Source organism: Kitasatospora putterlickiae, assembly GCF_039527695.1.
Lineage (GTDB): Bacteria > Actinomycetota > Actinomycetes > Streptomycetales > Streptomycetaceae > Kitasatospora > Kitasatospora putterlickiae.
Genome location: NZ_BAAAKJ010000247.1, coordinates 17,046 through 39,127, shown reverse-complemented (window position 1 = coordinate 39,127; position 22,082 = coordinate 17,046). Strand labels below are relative to the sequence as shown.

Sequence of the window (22,082 nt, the reverse complement as noted above, 5' to 3'; positions counted from 1 at the left end):
CGCGGGACCGCCAGGTCCCGCGAGCGCCGACGGGTTCCCGGGTGCGGGGGCCGTGATCTGTGCTCGGCGGGACGGTTGAAGCCCGCCGGCGCCGTGGAGTAGCGGCCCGGGTGGGGGCGTTCGGCGGGCGGATCGGGGGCTGGGTTCGTAGGCTCGACGCATGGCTGATGCGTACGCGGGCCGCCGGGAGCGGTTGCGGGAGCACTGCGGTGCGTCCGGGGCCGACGCGGCGCTGATCACCCGGGCGGCGAACGTGCGGTACCTCACCGGGTGTCCGCCGTGCGGGGCGACGCTGCTGCTGACCCGGGACCGGGCGGTGCTCGCGCTGCCGGACGACCTGCCGCCGGACGACACCGGGGAGCATCTGATCGCCCCCGACGTCACCCGGCTGCCGGTGCCGGCCGGGACGGACACCGCGCTGGCCGCGGCCTCCGCGGTGGCGCGGCTGGGGGTGGCCGGGCTCGCGGTGGAGGAGCACGACCTGACGGTCACCCGGCACCGGGCGGTGGCCGGGCTGGCCGAGCGGGTGCGGCTGGCGGACGTGGGCCAGGCGGTCGAGCGGCTGCGGGTGGTCAAGGACGAGCACGAGATCGCCGATCTGCGGATCGCCGCGGAGATCGCCGACCAGGCGCTCGGCGAGCTGCTGGAGTCGATCCTGGTCGGGCGCACCGAACGGCACCTGGCGATGGAGCTGGAGCGCCGGATGATCGACCACGGCGCGGACCGGGCGGCCTTCCCGGTCTCGGTCGGCACCGGCAGCCATTCCGGCCAGCAGGCCCACCAGCCCACCGACCGGCGGGTGGAGGAGGGCGACTTCCTGACCGTGGTGCTCGGCGCGCGGTACCGCGGCTACGGCGTCTCCACCGCCCGGACCTTCGTGATCGGCGCGGCCCCCGCGCCCTGGCAGGTCGAGCTGCACCGGCTGGTGTTCCGCGCCCAGCGGGCCGCGCGGGAGGCGCTCGGGCCGGGGGTCGAACAGTGCGTGCCCGACCAGTCCGCGCGGGAGATCCTCCGGGCCGCCGGGCACACCGAGGGCTCCCCGCACCCGATCGGCCACGGCATCGGGCTGGAGATCAGGGAGGCGCCGCGCCTCGGTCCCACGGACATGGGTAAACTGGACAGCCGCGTGCCGGTCACCGTCGGCCCGGGGGTCCACCTCCCGGGGCGGGGCGGGGTCCGGATCGAGGACACGCTCGTGGTGCGCCCCCTGGACGAGGGTGGGCCCGAGCTGCTCACCATCACCACCAAGGAGCTCCTCGCCCTGTGACGCAGGTGTGCCACAGGACGCGATCCCTTGGTTCCTTGACAGCTATATCCAGGAGTAAGTGCGCCCGTGGCTTCCACGAACGATCTCAAGAACGGCATGGTCCTCAAGCTGGAGGGCGGCAAGCTCTGGTCCGTCGTCGAGTTCCAGCACGTCAAGCCCGGCAAGGGCCCGGCCTTCGTGCGTACCAAGCTCAAGGAGGTCCTGACGGGCAAGGTCGTCGACAAGACCTTCAACGCGGGCACCAAGGTCGAGACCGCCAACGTCGACAAGCGCACCATGCAGTTCTCGTACAAGGACGGCGAGAACTTCGTGTTCATGGACATGGACACCTACGACCAGCTGGCCATCGAGCCGGCCGTCGTGGGCGACGCCGCCAAGTACCTGCTGGAGGGCTTCGACGCGCTCGTCGCCGTGAACGAGGGCGCGGTGCTGTACATCGAGCTCCCGGCCGCGGTCGAGCTCGTCATCGCCGAGACCGAGCCGGGCGTCCAGGGCGACCGCTCCACCGGTGGCACCAAGCCGGCGAAGCTGGAGACCGGCGCCGAGATCCAGGTGCCGCTCTTCATCACCACCGGCGAGAAGGTCAAGGTCGACACCCGCGACGGCAGCTACCTCGGCCGGGTGAAGTAAGTCCGTGTCGTCCGCACGCACCAAGGCCCGTACGCGAGCCTTCCAGATCCTGTTCGAGGCCGACCACCGCGGGGTCGGCCCGCTGACGGTCCTCGCCGACTGGGTGGCCCGGGCCCGGGAGCCCAAGCCGGACGAGGGCACCCCGCAGGTCGGTGAGTACACCATGGAGCTGGTCGAGGGTTACGTCCAGCACGCCCGCCGGATCGACGAGCTGATCTCGCAGTACGCGGTCGGCTGGACGCTCGACCGGATGCCGATCGCGGACCGCAACGTCCTGCGGCTCGGCGCGTACGAGCTGATCTGGGAGGACCGGGTCCCCGACGCGGTCGTCCTGGACGAGGCCGTGGAGATCGCCAAGGAGTACTCCACCGACGACTCCCCGGCGTTCGTCAACGGCCTGCTGGCCCGCTTCCTGGAGCTGAAGCCCAGCATCCGCCGCTGACCCCGCGCCCAGCGCGCCCAGCGCCCCGACGGCCGTCGGACCGGAAATCGGTCCGGCGGCCGTCGTGCGTGGTCGCCCGGTCGGCGTAAGGTGGCCTCTACTCGCCAGTAACCCGGCGCGCCGGCGGCCCGTGCCCGTCGGCGACCCACCGCAGCGAAGGGCAGGCCACCCCCATGACCACGGCGTTCCGCAGCGAGTTCGACCAGGGCATCGCGCTCACCGCGCACCCCGAGGAGCCCGGCCGCTACGACGGCGAACTCGGCGGCGGCTGGCAGATCGGCGGCGGCGTCAACGGCGGACTGCTGCTGGCCGTGGCCGGCCACGCGCTCTCGCTCGCGCACACCGCCCGCCCCGAGGGCGCCGGCCACGCCGACCCGGTCTCGATCAGCGGCTACTACCTCTCCGCCGCCACCCCCGGTCCGGCCACCGTGCGCACCGAGGTGATCCGCACCGGCCGTTCGCTGTCCACCGGCACCGCCGCGCTCAGCCAGGACGGCGTGGAGCGGCTGCGGGTGGTCGCCACCCACGGCGACCTCGCGGCCCTCGACGGCGAGGTGCGCACCAGCGCCGTCCCGCCGCGGCTTCCTCCGCCGGAGCAGTGCATCGGCGTCGAGCACGCACCGAAGGAACTGCTCATCCAGGCCGCCCTGCTGGAGCGCTTCGACCTGCGGCTCGACCCGGCCACCGTCGGCTGGGCGCTCGGCCGGCCCTCCGGCACCGGCCGGATCCAGGGCTGGTTCCGGCTCGCCGACGGCCGCACCCCCGACCCGCTGCTGCTCCTGCTGGTCGCCGACGCGCTGCCGCCGGTCACCTTCGACCTCGGGATGCCGGGCTGGGCGCCGACCGTCGAGCTCACCGTGCACCTGCGGGCCAAGCCCGCGCCGGGCTGGCTGCGGGTGGTCCACGCCACCCGGAACCTGGCCGGCGGGTACTTCGAGGAGGACGCCGAGGTCTGGGACGAGAGCGGTCGCCTGGTCGCCCAGTCCCGCCAGCTCGCGAGGACGCCGCGCTAGGGCGGGCCGTGCGTGTGCGGGTGACCGTGCGGGGCGGGCGTGAGCGGGCGTGTGCGGTGAGTGATGGGTGCGCCGTGCGCGGGGCGGATGCGCGGGGCGCGGGCGGCGGGCCGCACAACCGTGCGTGACTCCGCACATCCGATTCACCCTCGGTTACAGTCCTGTGACACGTCGTACGTGTGCGCCACGCGGGGCTGGGGAGGACAAGGTCGGCGATACCACCCGCCGCCGACCCGCCCGCCCGTCCGAGGAGCCCCGATGAGCCGCAACGGCCGCGCCCGCCGCACCCCCGACTGCACCGCCGCGGGCTCCCGCCCCCGGGCCCGCTCGCGGGCGGCGGCCGACCGCGACGGGGCCTGCGAGCGGCAGCGGGCCGAGGGCGCCGGACAGGCCTTCGTGATCGGCGTGCTCACCAGCCCCGCGGACTTCGAGCAGGCCCGGGCCTGGCGGCTGTCCGACGCGGCCGACCACGAGCAGTACCTGGAGGAGACCGCCGGGCTGCTCGCCGACGCCCGCCGCCGCTTCGACACCGTCCGGGCGCGGATGTTCCACCCGCAGGACTTCGCCGAGTTCTGCCTGCTGCACGGCCTCGACCCGGCCGAGCCCGCCGCCCGCGACCGCTATCTGGTCAACCCGGCGCTGCGCACCCAGCTGCTCGCCTATCAGGGCGAGGAGCTGGCCGGCGACTTCGTCCCCCGGCTGGTCCGGGCCCGCGAGAACGGCCTGACCCTGCGCCACGCCGACCTGCTGCTCGACGGCCGGCTGTACGGGGAGCGCGACGACGTGGTGGCCGGCGCCTACGAGCGCGGCGCCGAGGTGTTCCGCCGGATGCTGCTCGGCGCCGGCAGCGGGGTCTACGAGCTGCGCCTCTCGGTGGACGCGCCGGGCGGGCCGCTGGCCGCGGCCGCCCGGGTGCTGCAGTGGGAGGACGGCGTGGTCCGGATCAACGACGAGGACCTGGAGCTGCTCTGCGCGGTGCTCTGCGCCGGGCTGGCCCGCGAGCTGCCCGGCCTCGCGGTGCTGCACGGCGCCCAGGGCAGCGCGGCGACCTGCGGGGAGTACCGGCCGACGGCCTGGGCCTGGGCCAGTGAGGGCCGGGTCTGGGCGCCCGCCGCCGGGCCGGTGCGGCTGGACGGGGTCGCCGCCGAGCCGGGCTACCGGCTGGAGACGGTCTGCTGACCGTTCCGCGGGCCGCCCCGTCGGCCGTCCTGCCATCCGTCCTGCCGGCGGTCCGGCGAGCGCCACGGCGCGGTACCCGCGAGGGGTGCCGCGCCGTGACGTTTCTGCTGGTGTCCGCCGTCCCGCGGGGGACCGGCGGGAGCCGGTGCGGCGAGCCTCAGCCCGCCTCCTCCTCGCGCACCGCGCGGCGCGCGTCGGGGTTGAGCACGCCCCAGGAGATCAGCTGCTCGGTGAGGATCGACGGCGACTGGTCGTAGATCACGGCCAGCGTGCGCAGGTCGTCCTGGCGGATCGACAGCACCTTGCCGTTGTAGTCGCCGCGCTGGCTCTGGATGGTCGCCGCGTAGCGCTGCAGCGGGCCGGCCTTCTCGGACGGCACCTGGGTCAGTCTCTCCAGGTCGAGGACCAGGCGCGGCGGCGGCTCGGCCGCGCCGCCGGGCGTCCCGCCGGGCAGCAGCTCCTGCACCGGGACCCCGTAGAACTCCGCCAGTTCGGCCAGCCGCTGCACGGTGACCGCACGGTCGCCGCGCTCGTACGAGCCGACGACGACTGCCTTCCAGCGCCCCTGGGACTTCTCCTCGACACCGTGCAGGGAGAGTCCCTGCTGAGTGCGGATGGCTCGGAGCTTGCCTCCGAGCTGCTTCGCGTAGTCGCTGGACATTGATCTCCCCGGACGAGATTGCTTCGCGTTCAGTGGTGGGTCACGGGCGATTGCCGACGCCGTTACCGGTGGGTTCGACGTCCGTCTCGTAACTCACTGTGAGGTTACGTAGAGTGAGGTAGTTGCGTCAAGCCGAATGGGGCAGTCGTGCGAATGGCCCGCATCACCGGTGCGTCCGGCGCGTGAACCCGGGGAAGCGGAATGATGGCCGTCGGTTGGCCGAAAAAGGCGCTGGTAGGATGACCTGAGCCCACGCCGCAGTCCGGCGGGGCGTTCCAGACATCCTTTAAGGCCCGTCCCGTGAGGCGGGGAAGGAGGTCCGCTTCGGCATGACCGCACACCAGGAATCCGCGCCGCGGCCGCCGCACCAGGTGCTGGACGGCACGGACATCGCCCGGGTCATCACCCGGATAGCGCACGAGATCGTCGAGCGCGCCAAGGGCGCCGAGGACGTCGTGCTGCTCGGCATCCACACCAGGGGCGTCCACCTCGCCCGCCGGCTGCACGCCAGGCTCGCCCAGATCACCGGCCAGGACATCCCGCTCGGCACCCTGGACATCACCATGTACCGGGACGACCTGCGGCTGAAGCCCGCCCGCGCGCTGGAGCACACCGAGATCCCGCCCGGCGGCGTCGACGGCAGGCTCGTCGTCCTGGTCGACGACGTGCTCTTCTCCGGCCGCACCATCCGCGCCGCGCTCGACGCCCTCAACGACATCGGCCGCCCGCGCGCCGTCCAGCTCGCCGTCCTGGTCGACCGGGGCCACCGCGAGCTGCCGATCCGCGCCGACTACGTGGGCAAGAACCTCCCCACCTCGCTGCGCGAAGCCGTTCAGGTGCGCCTGGCCGACCGCGACGGCGTCGACGCCGTGCTCGTCGGCGACCGCGACTACGCGGCACGCTCGTCCCAGGCGCTGGCCGCCCAGCCCACCGAACCGCACCTCCCGGAGTAACCCGCGTGAAGCGCCACCTCGTGTCCGCAGCCGATCTCAGCCGCGACGACGCGCTGCTCATCCTGGACACCGCCGAGGAACTCGCCCAGCTCTCCGGCCGGGCCGTCAAGAAGCTCCCGACCCTGCGCGGCCGGACCGTCGTCAACCTGTTCTTCGAGGACTCCACCCGCACCAAGACCTCCTTCGAGGTCGCCGAGAAGCGGCTCTCCGCCGACGTCATCAACTTCTCCGCCAAGGGCTCCTCGGTCTCCAAGGGCGAGAGCCTCAAGGACACCGCCCTCACCCTTCAGGCCATGGGCGCCGACGCGGTCGTCATCCGGCACCACGCCTCCGGCGCGCCGGCCCGCCTCGCACAGTCCGACTGGCTGCACGGCAGCGTCATCAACGCCGGTGACGGCACCCACGAGCACCCCACCCAGGCGCTGCTCGACGCCTTCACCATGCGCCGCCACCTCAACCCGGGCAGCGGCCACGACCTCGCCGGACGGCGGGTGACCATCGTCGGCGACATCCTGCACAGCCGGGTCGCCCGCTCCAACGTCCACCTGCTCACCACGCTCGGCGCCCAGGTCACCTTCGTCGCCCCGCCGACCCTGCTGCCGATCGGCATCGAGAACTGGCCCTGCGAGGTCAGCTACGACCTGGAGAGCGTGCTCCCCAAGACCGACGCGCTGATGATGCTCCGGGTCCAGCGCGAGCGGATGAACGCCGCGTTCTTCCCCACCGAGCGCGAGTACACCCGCCGCTACGGCGTCGACGGCGTCCGGATGGCCCAGCTGCCCGAGCACGCCATCGTGCTGCACCCCGGCCCGATGGTCCGCGGCATGGAGATCACCGCCGAGGTCGCCGACTCCCCGCGCTGCACCGTGGTCGAGCAGGTCGCCAACGGCGTCTCGATCCGGATGGCCGTGCTCTACCTGCTGCTCGGCGGAGCCACCCTCACCGACACCCCCCGCACCGACTCCGTGGAGACCGCTCAGTGACCACCTACCTGATCCGCAACGCCCAGGTCCTCGGCGGTGCCCCGCAGGACCTCCACCTCGCCGACGGCGTGATCCAGGCGATCGGCACCGGGCTGGACGTCGAGGCCGACATCGAGATCGACGCCCGCGGCCTGATCGTCCTGCCCGGCCTGGTCGACCTGCACACCCACCTGCGCGAGCCCGGCCGCGAGGACGCCGAGACCGTGTTCACCGGCACCCAGGCCGCCGCGAAGGGCGGCTTCACCGCCGTCCACGCGATGGCCAACACCTTCCCGGTGGCCGACACCGCCGGTGTGGTCGAGCAGGTCTGGCGGCTCGGACAGGAGTCCGGCTACTGCGACGTGCGGCCGGTCGGCGCCGTCACCGTCGGCCTGGAGGGCAAGAAGCTCGCCGAGCTGGGCGCCATGCACGACTCCGCGGCCGGCGTCCGGGTCTTCTCCGACGACGGCAAGTGCGTCGACGACGCGGTCATCATGCGCCGCGCCCTGGAGTACGTGAAGGCCTTCGACGGCGTCGTCGCCCAGCACGCGCAGGAGCCCCGGCTGACCGAGGGCGCCCAGATGAACGAGGGCCAGGTCTCCGGCGAGCTGGGCCTGGGCGGCTGGCCGGCCGTCGCCGAGGAGGCGATCATCGCCCGCGACGTGCTGCTCGCCGCGCACGTCGGCTCCCGGCTGCACGTCTGCCACGTCTCCACCGCCGGCTCGGTCGAGATCATCCGCTGGGCCAAGGCCAAGGGCTGGGACATCACCGCCGAGGTCACCCCGCACCACCTGCTGCTGACCGACGAGCTGGTCCGTTCCTACGACCCGGTCTACAAGGTCAACCCGCCGCTGCGCACCGCCGAGGACGTCCAGGCGCTGCGCAAGGCGCTCGCCGACGGCACCATCGACGCCGTCGCCACCGACCACGCGCCGCACCCGGCCGAGGACAAGGACTGCGAGTGGGCCGTGGCCGCGATGGGCATGGTCGGCCTGGAGACCGCGCTGTCCGTGGTGCAGCAGACGATGGTCGACACCGGCCTGCTGAACTGGGAGGGCGTCGCGGACCGGATGTCGCACCGCCCGGCCCGGATCGGCCGGCTCGCCGGGCACGGCCGCCCGGTCTCGGTGGGTGAGCCCGCCAACCTGGTGCTGTTCGATCCCGCGTACCGTGGTGCCGTGAACCCCGACAGCTTCGCCACCCGTTCCCGCAACACCCCCTACCGGGGCCTCGACCTGCCCGGCCGGGTGCACGCCACCTTCCTGCGCGGCACCGCCACCGTGCTGGCCGGTGAGCTGGTCGAGCAGGGCGGGCTCGCGTGAGCTCCGCGCTCCTGCTGGCCCAGGACCAGGCCAGGGTCACCAACTGGCCCGGGTACATCAGCTGGACGGTCGGCCTGGCGCTGGTCATCGGCCTGGTCTACTGGCTGATGCGCCAGGGCTGGAACTGGCGCCGCACCCTGCAGTCCGGCATCCCCGCGCTGCCGGCCGTGCCGGAGCGGGCCGGACGGACCATCCTGGAGACCAGCGGCCGGTACCACGGCACCACCACCGCCGGGAACTGGCTCGACCGGGTCGTCGCGCACGGCCTGGGCACCCGCAGCCGCGCCGACCTGACCCTCGGCGAGGACGGTCTGCTGGTGCAGCGTCCCGGCGACGTCGACTTCTGGATCCCCGCCGAGCACCTGATCGGTGCCCGCACGGACTCCGGGATCGCCGGCAAGGTCGTCCCCTCCGGGATCCTCGTCGTCACCTGGGCGCACGAGGGCACCGAACTGGACTCCGGGTTCCGGGCCGACCACCCCGATGAGCACACCGCCTGGGTCGAGGCGATCACCCGGTTCACCGCAACACGTACGACGATGAAGAAGACGGAAGAGGCCGCGTCATGACCGCACCTGCCCCCACCACGCAGCGCCAACGGCGGGAGCGCGTTCCTGCCGTGCTCGTCCTGGAGGACGGCCGGACCTTCCGCGGCCAGGCCTACGGCGCGACCGGCGCGACCTTCGGCGAGGCGGTCTTCAACACCGGAATGTCCGGCTACCAGGAGACCCTCACCGACCCGTCCTACCACCGCCAGGTGGTCGTGATGACCGCCCCGCAGATCGGCAACACCGGCTGGAACGACGAGGACGACGAGTCCGAGCGGATCTGGGTCGCCGGGTACGTCGTCCGCGACCCCGCCCGGGTCGCCTCCAACTGGCGCTCCCGCCGCTCGCTCGACGAGGAGCTCGCCAAGCAGGGCGTCGTCGGCATCAGCGGCATCGACACCCGCGCCCTCACCCGGCACCTGCGCGAGCGCGGCGCGATGCGCTGCGGCATCTTCTCCGGCGAGGCGCTGGCCGAGCCGGCCGCGCTGCTCGCCAAGGTGCGGACCTCGCCCGAGATGAAGGGCGCCGACCTGTGCGCCGAGGTCGCCACCACCGAGCCGTACGTGGTGCCGGCGATCGGTGAGAAGCGCTTCACCGTCGCCGCCCTGGACCTCGGCATCAAGGCGATGACCCCGCAGCGGATGGCCGAGCGCGGCATCGAGGTGCACGTGCTGCCGGCCAGCGCGACGCTGGAGGACGTCTACGCGGTCAACCCCGACGGCGTGTTCTTCTCCAACGGCCCGGGCGACCCGGCCACCGCCGACCACCAGGTCGCCGTGGCGCAGGGCGTACTGGAGCGCAAGACCCCGTTCTTCGGGATCTGCTTCGGCAACCAGATCCTCGGCCGGGCGCTGGGCTTCGGCACCTACAAGCTCAAGTACGGCCACCGCGGCATCAACCAGCCGGTGCAGGACCGCACCACCGGCAAGGTCGAGGTCACCGCGCACAACCACGGCTTCGCCGTGAACGCACCGCTCGACAAGGTGAGCGAGACCCCCTACGGGCGGGTCGAGGTCTCCCACGTCTGCCTGAACGACGACGTGGTCGAGGGCCTCCAGGCGCTCGACACCCCCGCCTTCAGCGTGCAGTACCACCCCGAAGCTGCTGCCGGCCCGCACGACGCGGCCTACCTCTTCGACCGTTTTGTGAAGCTCATGGAGGGCCAGCGTGCCTAAGCGCACTGACATCAAGTCCGTCCTGGTGATCGGCTCCGGCCCGATCGTGATCGGCCAGGCCGCCGAGTTCGACTACTCGGGCACGCAGGCCTGCCGCGTCCTCAAGGCCGAGGGCCTGCGGGTCGTGCTGGTGAACTCGAACCCGGCGACGATCATGACGGACCCGGAGATCGCGGACGCCACCTACGTGGAGCCGATCACCCCGGAGTTCGTCGAGAAGATCATCGCCAAGGAGCGCCCCGACGCGCTGCTGCCCACCCTGGGCGGCCAGACCGCGCTGAACACCGCGATCTCGCTGCACGCGGCCGGCACGCTGGAGAAGTACGGCGTCGAGCTGATCGGCGCCGACGTCGAGGCGATCAACAAGGGCGAGGACCGCGACCTCTTCAAGGGCGTGGTCGAGGCCGTCAACGCCAAGATCGGCCACGGCGAGTCCGCCCGCTCGGTCATCTGCCACACCATGGACGAGGTGCTCGCCGGGGTCGACACCCTGGGCGGCTATCCGGTCGTCGTCCGCCCCTCCTTCACCATGGGCGGCGCCGGCTCCGGCTTCGCCCACAACGAGGAGGACCTGCGCCGCATCGCCGGCCAGGGCCTGACGCTCTCCCCGACCACCGAGGTGCTCCTGGAGGAGTCCATCCTCGGCTGGAAGGAGTACGAGCTGGAGCTGATGCGCGACAAGCAGGACAACGTCGTGGTCGTCTGCTCGATCGAGAACTTCGACCCGATGGGCGTGCACACCGGTGACTCGATCACCGTCGCCCCGGCGATGACCCTCACCGACCGCGAGTACCAGATCCTGCGCGACATCGGCATCGCCGTGATCCGCGAGGTCGGCGTCGACACCGGCGGCTGCAACATCCAGTTCGCGGTCAACCCCGAGGACGGCCGGGTCATCGTCATCGAGATGAACCCGCGCGTCTCCCGCTCCTCGGCGCTGGCCTCGAAGGCCACCGGCTTCCCGATCGCCAAGATCGCCGCCAAGCTGGCCGTCGGCTACACCCTCGACGAGATCCCCAACGACATCACCGAGGAGACCCCGGCCTCCTTCGAGCCGACCCTCGACTACGTCGTGGTCAAGGTGCCGCGGTTCGCGTTCGAGAAGTTCCCGAGCGCCGACGCCAGCCTGACCACCACCATGAAGTCGGTCGGCGAGGCGATGGCGCTGGGCCGCAACTTCCCCGAGGCGCTGCAGAAGGCGCTGCGCTCGCTGGAGAAGAAGGGCTCCCAGTTCAGCTGGATCGGCCCGGTCGGCGACAAGGCGGAGCTGCTCGCGAAGGCCGTCGTGCCGACGGACGGGCGGATCAACACCGTCATGGAGGCCATCCGCGCGGGCGCCACCCCCGAGGAGGTGTTCGAGGCCACCAAGATCGACCCGTGGTTCGTCGACCAGCTCTTCCTGCTCGACGAGATCGCCGGCGAGCTCACCGAGGCCCCCGAGCTGACCCCGGAGCTGCTGCGCCACGCCAAGCGGCACGGCTTCTCGGACCAGCAGGTCGGCGAGATCCGCGGCCTGAAGGCGGACGTGGTCCGCGAGGTGCGGCACGCGCTGGGCATCCGCCCGGTGTTCAAGACCGTCGACACCTGCGCCGCCGAGTTCGCCGCCAAGACCCCGTACTTCTACTCGTCCTACGACGAGGAGAACGAGGTCGCGCCGCGCACCAAGCCCGCGGTGATCATCCTCGGCTCCGGCCCGAACCGCATCGGCCAGGGCATCGAGTTCGACTACTCCTGCGTGCACGCCTCCTTCGCGCTCGCCGACGCCGGGTACGAGACCGTGATGGTCAACTGCAACCCGGAGACCGTCTCCACCGACTACGACACCTCCGACCGGCTCTACTTCGAGCCGCTCACCCTGGAGGACGTGCTGGAGATCGTCCACGCCGAGCGCCAGGCCGGCCCGCTGGCCGGTGTGATCGTGCAGCTCGGCGGCCAGACCCCGCTGGGCCTGGCGCAGGCGCTGAAGGACAACGGCGTGCCGATCGTCGGCACCCAGCCCGAGGCCATCGACCTCGCCGAGGAGCGCGGCGCCTTCGGCCGCGTGCTGCGCGACGCGGGCCTGCCGGCCCCCAAGCACGGCACCGCGTTCTCCTTCGAGGAGGCCAAGGCGATCGCCGACGAGATCGGCTACCCGGTCCTCGCCCGCCCCTCCTACGTGCTCGGCGGGCGCGGCATGGAGATCGTCTACGACGAGGCCTCGCTCGCCTCCTACCTGGAGCGCCACGCCGGGCTGATCTCCGAGCACCCGGTGCTGATCGACCGCTTCCTCGACGACGCGGTGGAGATCGACGTCGACGCCCTCTACGACGGCACCGAGCTCTACCTCGGCGGCGTCATGGAGCACATCGAGGAGGCCGGCATCCACTCCGGCGACTCCGCCTGCGCCCTGCCCCCGATCACCCTCGGCGGCCACGACATCAAGCGGCTGCGCGCCTCCACCGAGGCCATCGCCCGCGGCGTCGGGGTGCGCGGTCTGATCAACATCCAGTTCGCGCTGTCCGGGGACATCCTGTACGTGCTGGAGGCCAACCCGCGCGCCTCGCGCACCGTGCCGTTCACGTCCAAGGCGACCGCGGTGCCGCTGGCCAAGGCCGCCGCCCGCGTCTCGCTCGGCGCCACCATCGCCGAGCTGCGCGCCGAGGGCCTGCTCCCGGCCGACGGCGACGGCGGCACCCTGCCCGCCGACGCGCCGATCGCGGTCAAGGAGGCCGTGATGCCGTGGAGCCGCTTCCGCGACGTGCACGGCCGCGGCGTGGACACCGTGCTCGGCCCGGAGATGCGCTCCACCGGCGAGGTCATGGGCCTGGACCGGGTCTTCGGCACCGCCTACGCCAAGTCGCAGACCGGCGCGTACGGCGCGCTGCCCACCAAGGGCAAGGTCTTCGTCTCGGTCGCCAACCGCGACAAGCGCAACCTGGTCTTCCCGGCCCGGGCGCTGGTCGGCCTCGGCTTCGAGCTGCTGGCCACCGCCGGCACCGCCGAGGTGCTGCAGCGCGGCGGCATCCCCGCCACCGCGGTGCGCAAGCACAGCGAGGGCGAGGGCCCGAACGGCGAGAAGACCATCGTCCAGCTGATCCACGACGGCGAGGTCGACCTCATCATCAACACGCCGTACGGCACCGGTGGCCGTCTCGACGGCTACGAGATCCGCACCGCCGCCGTCGCCCGCGCCGTGCCCTGCCTGACCACGGTCCAGGCCATGGGCGCCGCCGTCCAGGGCATCGACCGGCTGCTGCGCGACGAGGTCGGTGTGATGTCGCTCCAGGAGCACGCCGAGCTGATCAACGCCGGCCGCGCCAAGTAGCACCACTCCAGTGGGGGGCACCAGTACCGCCGGGTGCCCCCCACTTCCATGCCCTGGGAGGACTTTGTGTACAAGCTGCTGTTCGACCTCGTCTTCAAGAAGATGGACCCCGAGAAGGCCCACCACCTGGCCTTCTTCTGGATCCGGCTGGCCTCCTCGGTGCCCGGCCTGCGCGGCCTGGTGCGGCTGGTCCTCGCCCCGCGCGACCGGGCGCTGCGCACCGACGCCCTCGGCCTCGCGCTGCCCGGCCCGTTCGGCCTGGCGGCCGGGTTCGACAAGAACGGCGTCGGCATCGACGGCCTGTCGATGCTCGGCTTCGACTACGTCGAGATCGGCACCGTGACCGGAGAGGCGCAGCCGGGCAACCCCCAGCCGCGGCTGTTCCGGCTGGTCGAGGACCGCGCCCTGATCAACCGGATGGGCTTCAACAACCAGGGCTCGGCCCGGGTCGCGGCCCGGCTCGCCGCCCGCCCGCACACCAGCTCCACCCCGGTGGTGGGCGTCAACATCGGCAAGACCAAGGTCGTCGAGGAGGCCGACGCCGTCGCCGACTACGTCAAGTCGACCGAGCGGCTGGCCCGTTACGCCGACTACCTGGTCGTCAATGTCAGCTCGCCGAACACCCCCGGGCTGCGCAACCTGCAGGCCGTCGAGCACCTGCGTCCGCTGCTGAGCGCGGTGCGCGAGGCCGCCGACCGGACCACCCCGCACCACGTGCCGCTGCTGGTCAAGATCGCCCCCGACCTGGCCGACGAGGACATCGACGAGGTCGCCGACCTGGCCCTGGAGCTGGGCCTGGACGGCATCATCGCCACCAACACCACGATCGGCCGCGAGGGCCTGCGCAGCGACGCCGCCCGGGTGGCGGAGATCGGCATGGGCGGCCTGTCCGGCGCCCCGCTCAAGGAGCGCGCGCTGGAGGTCCTGCGGCGGCTGCGCGCCCGTACCGGGGGCCGGCTGGTGCTGGTCTCGGTCGGCGGCATCGAGACGGCCGAGGACGCCTGGCAGCGGATCCTGCACGGCGCGGACCTGGTCCAGGGCTACAGCGCCTTCATCTACGAGGGCCCGTTCTGGTGCCGGCGCGTCCACAAGGGCCTGTCCGCCCGGGTCCGGGCCGGCGGCTTCCGCAACCTGGCCGCGGCCGTCGGCAGCGCGGTGGACGCGCGCGAGACCGCCTGAACCCCCTGCTCCCAGCTCCCCGGAAGGACGTCATGACCCTCGCCCCCTTCGGCACCCGCCTGCGCCACGCCCTCGACACCCGCGGCCAGCTCTGCGTCGGCATCGACCCGCACGCCTCCCTGCTCGCCGCCTGGGGTCTGGAGGACACCGTGGCGGGCCTGGAGACCTTCAGCCGCACCGTCGTCGAGGCGCTGGCCGGCCGGGTGGCCGTGCTCAAGCCGCAGGCCGCCTTCTTCGAGCGCTTCGGCTCCCGGGGCGTCGCCGTCCTGGAGAAGTCGGTGGAGGAGGCCCGGGCGGCCGGCGCGCTCGTCCTGATGGACGCCAAGCGCGGCGACATCGGCTCGACCATGGCCGCCTACGCCGAGGCCTTCCTGTCGCCCGGCAGCCCGCTGTTCTCGGACGCCGTGACCGTCAGCCCCTACCTGGGCTTCGGCTCGCTGCGCCCGGCGCTGGACCTCGCCACCGCCAACGGGGCGGGCGTCTTCGCGCTGGCCCTCACCTCCAACCCGGAGGGCGCCGAGGTGCAGCGCGCGATCGGCGCGGACGGCGAGCCGGTGGCGGCCTCGGTGCTGGGGCAGCTGGCCGCCGAGAACGCCGGCGCCGAGCCGCTGGGCTCGTTCGGCGCGGTGGTCGGCGCGACGCTGGCCGACGCGGGTGTGGACCTGGCGATCAACGGCCCGCTGCTCGCCCCCGGGATCGGCGCCCAGGGCGCGACCATGGCGGACCTGCCGCGGGTCTTCGGCGCCTCGGTGCGCAACGTGGTGCCGAGCGTCAGCCGGGACGTGCTGAAGCACGGCCCCTCGGTGGAGGCGCTGCGCGCGGCCGCCGACCGTTTTGTCCAGGAGTACGCGGAGGCGGTCAAGTAGCGCGCGGGACGGCGGGGTTCGCTCCTGGCGAACGCTTCGCGGCGCCGCCGTGACGGGCCGCGACCGTCCGCGCGGGCGGGGACTTGACGTGAGCGCCGTCACATCGGTGCCGCCAAAGGTTCGCAATCACGGTCATTTTGCCCGGGAAAGTCCTGGTCGGCCTTGGCTGACCAGGACTTTTCGTGTTCTTTTCCTGACGTGGCGCCGCAATCCGGGTAGTGTCCGGCGATAGGTCACCGAGGAGCCGCGAAACCCGCTGCTCCCGCAGGTCAGGGGCGGCGAGTTCGCTCTCTGGCCGGTGCCCTGGGAAGCACAACAGTCATAGTTTCAATCCCTTCCATCCACCCTGAGGTGAACGGCGTGGCTCTTCCGCCCCTTACCCCTGAACAGCGCACCGCCGCGCTCGCCAAGGCCGCCGAGGCTCGCCGGGAGCGCGCCGAGGTCAAGAACCGGCTCAAGCACTCCGGCGCCTCCCTGCACGAGGTGATCAAGGCCGGCAAGGCCGACAACGACGTGATCGGCAAGATGAAGGTCTCCGCCCTGCTGGAGTCCCTTCCGGGTGTCGGCAAGGTCCGGGCCAAGCAGATCATGGAGCGGCTCGGCATCTCCGAGAGCCGCCGCGTCCGTGGTCTCGGTACCAACCAGATCGCCTCCCTGGAGCGGGAGTTCGGCGGCGGTGCCGCCTGACCGTGCCCCGTGGTCCCGGGATCGCCCGCGATCCGGGATAATCGGTGCATGAGTGAGCGTCCGCGGCTGACCGTGCTCTCCGGCCCCTCGGGGGTCGGCAAGAGCACGGTCGTCGCTCATATGAGGAAGCAGTACCCCGAAGTCTGGCTCTCGGTGTCGGCGACGACCCGCCACCCGAGGCCGGGCGAGCAGAACGGGGTCCAGTACCACTTCGTCGACAACGACGAGTTCGACAAGCTGATCGCCAACGGCGAGTTGCTGGAGTGGGCCGTGTTCGCGGGCAACCGCTACGGCACCCCCCGGGCGGCGGTGCAGGAGAAGCTGGAGCGCGGCGAACCCGTGCTGCTGGAGATCGATCTGCAGGGTGCCCGCCAGGTGCGCGAGTCCATGCCCGAGGCGCAGCTGGTCTTCCTGGCCCCGCCGAGCTGGGACGAGCTGGTCCGCCGGCTCACCGGGCGCGGGACCGAGCCGCAGGACGTGATCGAGAAGCGGCTGGAGGCCGCGAAGGTCGAACTGGCGGCCGAGCCGGAGTTCGACACGACCCTGGTCAACACCTCCGTCGAGCAGGTGGCGAGCGAACTGCTAGCCTTGCTCGGTGTAGGCTGACCTGTTGTCTTTTCCACCCTTTCGGAAGGTTTTCGCGTGTCCTCTTCCATGACCGCGCCCGAGGGCATCATCAACCCGCCGATCGACGAGCTGCTTGAGGCCACCGACTCCAAGTACAGCCTGGTCATCTACGCGGCCAAGCGTGCGCGCCAGATCAACGCGTACTACTCCCAGCTCGGCGAGGGCCTGCTGGAGTACGTCGGCCCGCTGGTCGACACCCACGTGCACGAGAAGCCGCTGTCGATCGCGCTGCGCGAGATCAACGCCGGCATGCTGACCGCCGAGGCGGTCGAGGCCGCCTGAGGCGGTCCCATCCACGCCTGAAGGGCCCGTCGGAGTTCCGCTCCGACGGGCCCTTCGGCGTTCCCGCGCGGGTGCCGGGGGGTGCCGCGGTGCGGGTGATCGTCGGCGCGCCGTAGGGTTGGCAGGCACCTGAGGTCCGCCACGAGGAGAGCTGGGGAACATGAGCGGCAGCACGGAGCGGACGGACGCGCCGCGGGTCGTCCTCGGCGTCAGCGGCGGCATCGCCGCGTACAAGGCGTGCGAGCTGCTGCGGCGGTTCACCGAGTCCGGCCACCAGGTGACCGTGGTGCCCACCGCCGCGGCGCTGCACTTCGTGGGCGAGGCCACCTGGGCGGCGCTCTCCGGCCGCCCGGCCGCCACCGAGACCTGGGAGAGCGTGCACGAGGTCCCGCACGTGCGGATCGGGCAGAACGCCGACCTGGTGGTGGTCGCCCCGGCCACCGCGGACCTGATGGCCAAGGCCGCCCACGGGCTCGCCGACGACCTGCTGACCAACACCCTGCTCACCGCGCGCTGCCCGGTCGTGCTGGCGCCCGCGATGCACACCGAGATGTGGGAGCACCCGGCGACCCGGGAGAACGTCGCCACGCTGCGCCGTCGGGGCGTGATCGTGCTGGAGCCCGCCAGCGGGCGGCTGACCGGCAAGGACACCGGCAAGGGCCGGCTGCCCGAGCCGGCCGCGATCTTCGACGCCTGCCGCGCGGTGCTGCGGTACGGCGGTGGGCGGGCCGACCTGGCCGGCCGGCACGTGGTGGTCTCGGCGGGCGGCACCCGCGAGCCGCTGGACCCGGTCCGCTACCTCGGCAACCGCTCGTCGGGCAAGCAGGGCTACGCGCTGGCGGCGACCGCGGCGGCCCGCGGTGCCCGTGTGACGTTGATCTCGGCCAATGCCGCGCTGCCCGACCCGGCCGGGGTGGACGTGGTCCCGGTGGCGACCGCGCTGGAGCTGAGGGAGGCCGCGCTGAAGGCGGCCCAGGACGCGGACGCCGTGGTCATGGCCGCGGCGGTGGCCGACTTCCGGCCCGCGGTCTACGCCGAGGGCAAGATCAAGAAGGTCGAGGGCGTCGAGCCGGCGCCGGTCGCGCTGGTCCGCAACCCCGACGTCCTGGCGGAGCTCGCGGCACACCGCGCCCGTTCGGGTCAACTCGTGGTGGGTTTCGCGGCCGAGACCGACGACGTGCTCGCCCACGGCCGGGCCAAGCTCGCCCGCAAGGGCTGTGACCTGCTGGTCGTCAACGAGGTCGGGGACGGCAAGGCCTTCGGCCAGGACGTCAACGAGGCCGTGGTGCTGGGCGCCGACGGCAGCGAGACGCCCGTTCCGGTGGGTCCCAAGGAGGCCCTCGCGGACGTCGTCTGGGACCTCGTCGTGGAACGGCTCGATCCTTCCGCCGGCTGATCTCGCAGAGTGGGCGGACGGTCTTCAATTGCGGAATCACGTGACGTTCGTCGGTAGCTGACCGTTACACTCCAGGAATCAAGTCTTTCCGGAAGCCCCCGGATTCGTTCGGGGTCTTTCAGTCAGCAGCCGCTGCAACCCCAGGGAGCGCTGTGTCTCGCCGCCTGTTCACCTCGGAGTCCGTGACCGAGGGACACCCCGACAAGATCGCTGACCAGATCAGCGACACCATCCTTGACGCTCTCCTCAGCGAGGACCCGACCTCCCGGGTCGCGGTGGAGACGCTGATCACCACCGGCCAGGTGCACGTGGCCGGCGAGGTGACCACCAAGGCGTACGCGCCGATCGCCCAGCTCGTCCGGGACAAGATCCTGGAGATCGGCTACGACAGCTCCAAGAAGGGCTTCGACGGCGCCTCCTGCGGCGTCTCGGTCTCGATCGGCGCCCAGTCGCCCGACATCGCACAGGGTGTCGACACCGCGTACGAGGCCCGTGTCGAGGGTGCCACCCAGGGGGACGACGCCGACGACCTGGACAAGCAGGGCGCCGGCGACCAGGGCCTGATGTTCGGCTACGCGTCGGACGAGACGCCCGAGCTGATGCCGCTGCCGATCACCCTGGCCCACCGCCTCTCGCGCCGGCTGACCGAGGTCCGCAAGAACGGGACCATCCCGTACCTGCGTCCTGACGGCAAGACCCAGGTCACCATCGAGTACGACGGCGACAAGGCCGTGCGCCTGGACACCGTGGTCGTCTCCACCCAGCACGCCAGTGACATCGACCTGGAGTCGCTGCTCACCCCGGACATCCGCGAGTTCGTCGTGGAGCCGGAGCTGAAGGCGCTGGCCGACCAGGGCATCAAGCTCGTCACCGAGGGCTACCGCCTGCTGGTCAACCCGACCGGCCGCTTCGAGATCGGCGGCCCGATGGGCGACGCCGGCCTCACCGGCCGCAAGATCATCATCGACACCTACGGCGGCATGGCCCGCCACGGCGGCGGCGCCTTCTCCGGCAAGGACCCGTCCAAGGTGGACCGCTCGGCCGCGTACGCGATGCGCTGGGTGGCGAAGAACATCGTCGCCGCCGGCCTCGCCCGCCGCGCCGAGGTGCAGGTCGCGTACGCGATCGGCAAGGCCGAGCCGGTCGGCCTGTTCGTGGAGACCTTCGGCACCGAGACCGTGCCGGTCCTCGCCATCCAGAAGGCCGTCAGCGACGTCTTCGACCTGCGTCCGGCCGCGATCATCCGCGACCTGGACCTGCTGCGCCCGATCTACTCGCAGACCGCCGCGTACGGCCACTTCGGCCGCGAGCTGCCGGACTTCACCTGGGAGCGGACCGACCGCGTGGAGCAGCTGAAGAAGGCCGTCGAGGCCTGATCCGCTGAGCTGACCGTTTGACGGCAGGTGGCGTCCGCCCGGCACTCCGGGCGTCCGCCACCTGCTTCTTTGTCGGTGGGACCTGGTACTACTTGGGGCGATGAGCAGCACGCAGGGGAGTGACGAGGGCGGGGCGCCGGAGCAGCTGGCGTTCATCCGGGAGACGGTCCGCCGGGCCAAACCGCGCACCTGGCGCGGCGCCAAGCGGGCCGAGCACCTGCCGGTCGCCCGGGTCGTCGTCGACAAGGGCGTGCTCACCATCGACAAGTTCTTCGACTACGAGGTGCCCGCCGCGATGGCGGACGACGCCCGGCCCGGCGTGCGGGTGCGGGTGCGCTTCGGGGCGCGCGTGGTGAAGGGCCAGCGCGAGGGCGGGGAACTGCACGACGGCTTCATCGTCGCCCGGCTGGAGAAGAGCGACTTCCCGGGCCCGCTCGCCCCGCTCGCCCAGGTCCTCTCGCCCGAGCCGGTGCTCACCCCGCCGCTGCTGCGGCTCTGCCGCACCGTCGCCGACCGGTACGCGGGCACGCTGGCCGACGTCCTGCAGCTGGCGGTGCCGCCCCGGCACGCTAAGGCGGAGGCCGAACCCTCACCGCCGCCCCGCCCCCGTCCGGCCGCGCCCGAGCCCGGCGGCTGGCCCCGGTACCCGGCCGGCCCCGACTTCCTCGCCTCGCTGGCCGGCGGCGGCTCGCCCCGGGCGGTCTGGACGGCGCTGCCCGGCCCCGGCTGGCCGTACGAGATCGCCCGCGCCGTCGCCGCCACCCTGGCCGGCGGGCGCGGCGCCCTGGTGGTGCTGCCGGACGGCCGCTCGGTGGCCCGGGTCGACCGGGCGCTGACCGAACTGCTCGGCGAGGGCGCGCACGCCGTCCTGGCCGCCGACCTCGGCCCCCGCGAGCGCTACCGGCGCTGGCTGCAGGTGAGCCGCGGCTCGGTGCACGCCGCCGTCGGCACCCGGGCCGCGATGTTCGCGCCGGTGCACGACCTCGGCCTGGTGGTGGTCTGGTCCGACGGCGACTCCAGCCACAGCGACCCGCGCAACCCGCACCCGCACGTACGGGAGGTCGCCCTGCTGCGGGCCGCCGAGGAGGGCGCGGCCGTCCTGCTCGGCGGGCACGCCGTCACCGTGGAGGGCGCGCAGCTGGTGCGCACCGGGTGGGCCCGGCCGCTGGCCGCCGACCGGGAGACCGTCCGCCGCACCGCGCCGAGGGTGCGCACCGTCACCGACCAGGACCAGCACCGGGACGCCGCCGCGCAGGCCGCCCGGCTGCCCTCGGTCGCCTGGGAGGCGGCCCGCGAGGGCCTGGCGGCCGGCGGGCCGGTGCTCATCCAGGTGCCCCGGCGCGGCTACGTGCCCCGGCTGGCCTGCGGGCGCTGCCGCGCGCCCGCCCGCTGCCGGCGCTGCGAGGGCCCGCTGGAGGCGGCCGGAGCGGACGCGCCGCTGCGCTGCCAGTGGTGCGGGGAGGAGGAGCGGGACTGGCACTGCCCGGAGTGCGGCTCGTTCCGGCTGCGGGCGCAGGTGGTGGGCGCCCGGCGGACGGCCGAGGAACTGGGCAAGGCGTTCCCGCGCGTCCCGGTGCGCACCTCGGGGCGGGACGCGGTGCTGTCCACCGTCCCGGACGAGCCCGCGCTGGTGATCTCCACGCCCGGCGCCGAGCCGGTCGTCGAGGGCGGCGGCGGGTACGCGGCGGCGCTGCTGCTGGACGGCTGGGCGCTGCTGAGCCGGCCCGACCTGCGGGCCGGGGAGGAGACGCTGAGGCTCTGGCTGGCCGCCGCCGCGCTGGTGCGGCCGTCGGCGGACGGCGGGACGGTGGTGGTGGTCGCCGAGCCGACGGCGCGGCCGGTGCAGGCGCTGGTGCGCTGGGACCCGCTGGGCCACGCCGGGCTGGAGCTGGACGAGCGCTCCCAGCTGCACTTCCCGCCGGTCGCCCGGATGGCCTCGGTGACCGGCAGCCCGGCGGCGGTCACGGACCTGCTGAACCTGGTGCGGCTGCCGGAGGAGGCGGACGTGCTCGGGCCGGTGCCGGTGGCGGCGCTGCGGGGGGAGGAGCAGGAGCGCGCGCTGCTGAGGGTGCCGCCCGGGCAGGGCGCGGCGCTGGCGGCGGCGCTGAAGGCGGCGCAGATCGCGCGGATCGCGCTGCGGACGCCGGAGGCGGTGAAGGTGCGGATCGATCCGACGGACATCGGGTGAGGAACGGCCCGCCCGGCCGTTCCTC

20 protein-coding genes are annotated in these 22,082 nt (G+C 72.8%); 19 read left to right on the top strand and 1 reads right to left on the bottom strand.

The genetic code is table 11. The features are described 5' to 3' along the window. Positions 1 to 160: 160 nt before the first annotated feature. From ABD308_RS25010 to ABD308_RS24990, 5 genes are all read left to right on the top strand, one after another. Positions 161 to 1,267 carry a M24 family metallopeptidase gene (locus ABD308_RS25010; protein ID WP_344338809.1) on the top strand — a complete coding sequence of 369 codons (1,107 nt, stop codon included), beginning with the start codon at positions 161 to 163 and terminating at the stop codon, positions 1,265 to 1,267. Between the two features lie 66 nt (positions 1,268 to 1,333). Beyond that, positions 1,334 to 1,897, top strand: coding sequence for an elongation factor P (efp, locus tag ABD308_RS25005; RefSeq protein ID WP_344338807.1), 564 nt, complete (start codon positions 1,334 to 1,336; stop codon positions 1,895 to 1,897). Between the two features lie 4 nt (positions 1,898 to 1,901). Beyond that, positions 1,902 to 2,339, top strand: a complete 438-nt coding sequence (nusB, locus tag ABD308_RS25000) for a transcription antitermination factor NusB (protein WP_344338806.1) — start codon at positions 1,902 to 1,904, stop codon at positions 2,337 to 2,339. Positions 2,340 to 2,512: 173 nt separating this feature from the next. Next, on the top strand, positions 2,513 to 3,352 hold the full coding sequence (locus tag ABD308_RS24995) for a thioesterase family protein (protein ID WP_344338804.1): 840 nt from the start codon (positions 2,513 to 2,515) through the stop codon (positions 3,350 to 3,352). Positions 3,353 to 3,610: 258 nt separating this feature from the next. Beyond that, a complete protein-coding gene (locus ABD308_RS24990; protein WP_344338802.1) occupies positions 3,611 to 4,531 on the top strand; it encodes a hypothetical protein in 921 nt (306 codons plus the stop codon). Between the two features lie 157 nt (positions 4,532 to 4,688). Here the strand turns inward: ABD308_RS24990 and bldD are convergent, their stop codons facing one another. Beyond that, positions 4,689 to 5,192, bottom strand: a complete 504-nt coding sequence (gene bldD, locus ABD308_RS24985) for a transcriptional regulator BldD (RefSeq protein ID WP_045692870.1) — start codon at positions 5,190 to 5,192, stop codon at positions 4,689 to 4,691. Between the two features lie 329 nt (positions 5,193 to 5,521). Here bldD and pyrR point away from each other — a divergent pair, with 329 nt between their 5' ends. From pyrR to ABD308_RS24915, 14 genes are all read left to right on the top strand, one after another. Next, positions 5,522 to 6,145, top strand: a complete 624-nt coding sequence (gene pyrR, locus ABD308_RS24980) for a bifunctional pyr operon transcriptional regulator/uracil phosphoribosyltransferase PyrR (RefSeq protein ID WP_344338799.1) — start codon at positions 5,522 to 5,524, stop codon at positions 6,143 to 6,145. Positions 6,146 to 6,150: 5 nt separating this feature from the next. Beyond that, a complete protein-coding gene (locus ABD308_RS24975; RefSeq protein WP_344338798.1) occupies positions 6,151 to 7,128 on the top strand; it encodes an aspartate carbamoyltransferase catalytic subunit in 978 nt (325 codons plus the stop codon). Then, positions 7,125 to 8,429 carry a dihydroorotase gene (locus ABD308_RS24970; RefSeq protein ID WP_344338797.1) on the top strand — a complete coding sequence of 435 codons (1,305 nt, stop codon included), beginning with the start codon at positions 7,125 to 7,127 and terminating at the stop codon, positions 8,427 to 8,429. Before ABD308_RS24975 ends, ABD308_RS24970 begins: the two co-directional genes overlap by 4 nt. Next, a complete protein-coding gene (locus tag ABD308_RS24965; RefSeq protein WP_344338796.1) occupies positions 8,426 to 8,998 on the top strand; it encodes a PH-like domain-containing protein in 573 nt (190 codons plus the stop codon). Before ABD308_RS24970 ends, ABD308_RS24965 begins: the two co-directional genes overlap by 4 nt. Then, entirely contained in the window at positions 8,995 to 10,152 is a 1,158-nt protein-coding gene (gene carA, locus ABD308_RS24960; protein WP_344338795.1) for a glutamine-hydrolyzing carbamoyl-phosphate synthase small subunit, read from the top strand. Before ABD308_RS24965 ends, carA begins: the two co-directional genes overlap by 4 nt. Beyond that, positions 10,145 to 13,456 (top strand): carbamoyl-phosphate synthase large subunit, encoded by a 3,312-nt coding sequence (gene carB, locus ABD308_RS24955; protein WP_344338793.1) that lies wholly within the window; start codon positions 10,145 to 10,147, stop codon positions 13,454 to 13,456. The genes carA and carB overlap by 8 nt, the downstream gene beginning before the upstream one ends. Before the next feature lie 66 nt (positions 13,457 to 13,522). Next, positions 13,523 to 14,635: a quinone-dependent dihydroorotate dehydrogenase gene (locus ABD308_RS24950; protein ID WP_344338812.1), complete on the top strand. Its 1,113-nt coding sequence runs from the start codon at positions 13,523 to 13,525 to the stop codon at positions 14,633 to 14,635. 32 nt (positions 14,636 to 14,667) lie between these two features. Continuing rightward, on the top strand, positions 14,668 to 15,501 hold the full coding sequence (pyrF, locus tag ABD308_RS24945; RefSeq protein ID WP_344338791.1) for an orotidine-5'-phosphate decarboxylase: 834 nt from the start codon (positions 14,668 to 14,670) through the stop codon (positions 15,499 to 15,501). 360 nt (positions 15,502 to 15,861) lie between these two features. Beyond that, positions 15,862 to 16,188, top strand: a complete 327-nt coding sequence (mihF, locus tag ABD308_RS24940; protein WP_030056187.1) for an integration host factor, actinobacterial type — start codon at positions 15,862 to 15,864, stop codon at positions 16,186 to 16,188. Between the two features lie 48 nt (positions 16,189 to 16,236). Next, the gene (gmk, locus tag ABD308_RS24935; RefSeq protein WP_344338787.1) at positions 16,237 to 16,794 is read left to right on the top strand and encodes a guanylate kinase; all 558 of its coding nucleotides are present in this window, start codon (positions 16,237 to 16,239) and stop codon (positions 16,792 to 16,794) included. A gap of 36 nt (positions 16,795 to 16,830) precedes the next feature. Continuing rightward, complete coding sequence (gene rpoZ, locus ABD308_RS24930; protein WP_030056185.1) at positions 16,831 to 17,097, top strand: DNA-directed RNA polymerase subunit omega; 267 nt, start codon at positions 16,831 to 16,833, stop codon at positions 17,095 to 17,097. A gap of 160 nt (positions 17,098 to 17,257) precedes the next feature. Then, positions 17,258 to 18,493 (top strand): bifunctional phosphopantothenoylcysteine decarboxylase/phosphopantothenate--cysteine ligase CoaBC, encoded by a 1,236-nt coding sequence (gene coaBC / locus ABD308_RS24925; RefSeq protein ID WP_344338782.1) that lies wholly within the window; start codon positions 17,258 to 17,260, stop codon positions 18,491 to 18,493. Positions 18,494 to 18,645: 152 nt separating this feature from the next. Continuing rightward, positions 18,646 to 19,869, top strand: a complete 1,224-nt coding sequence (metK, locus tag ABD308_RS24920) for a methionine adenosyltransferase (RefSeq protein WP_344338780.1) — start codon at positions 18,646 to 18,648, stop codon at positions 19,867 to 19,869. A gap of 100 nt (positions 19,870 to 19,969) precedes the next feature. Further along, positions 19,970 to 22,057 (top strand): primosomal protein N', encoded by a 2,088-nt coding sequence (locus ABD308_RS24915; RefSeq protein WP_344338778.1) that lies wholly within the window; start codon positions 19,970 to 19,972, stop codon positions 22,055 to 22,057. Positions 22,058 to 22,082: the final 25 nt, after the last annotated feature.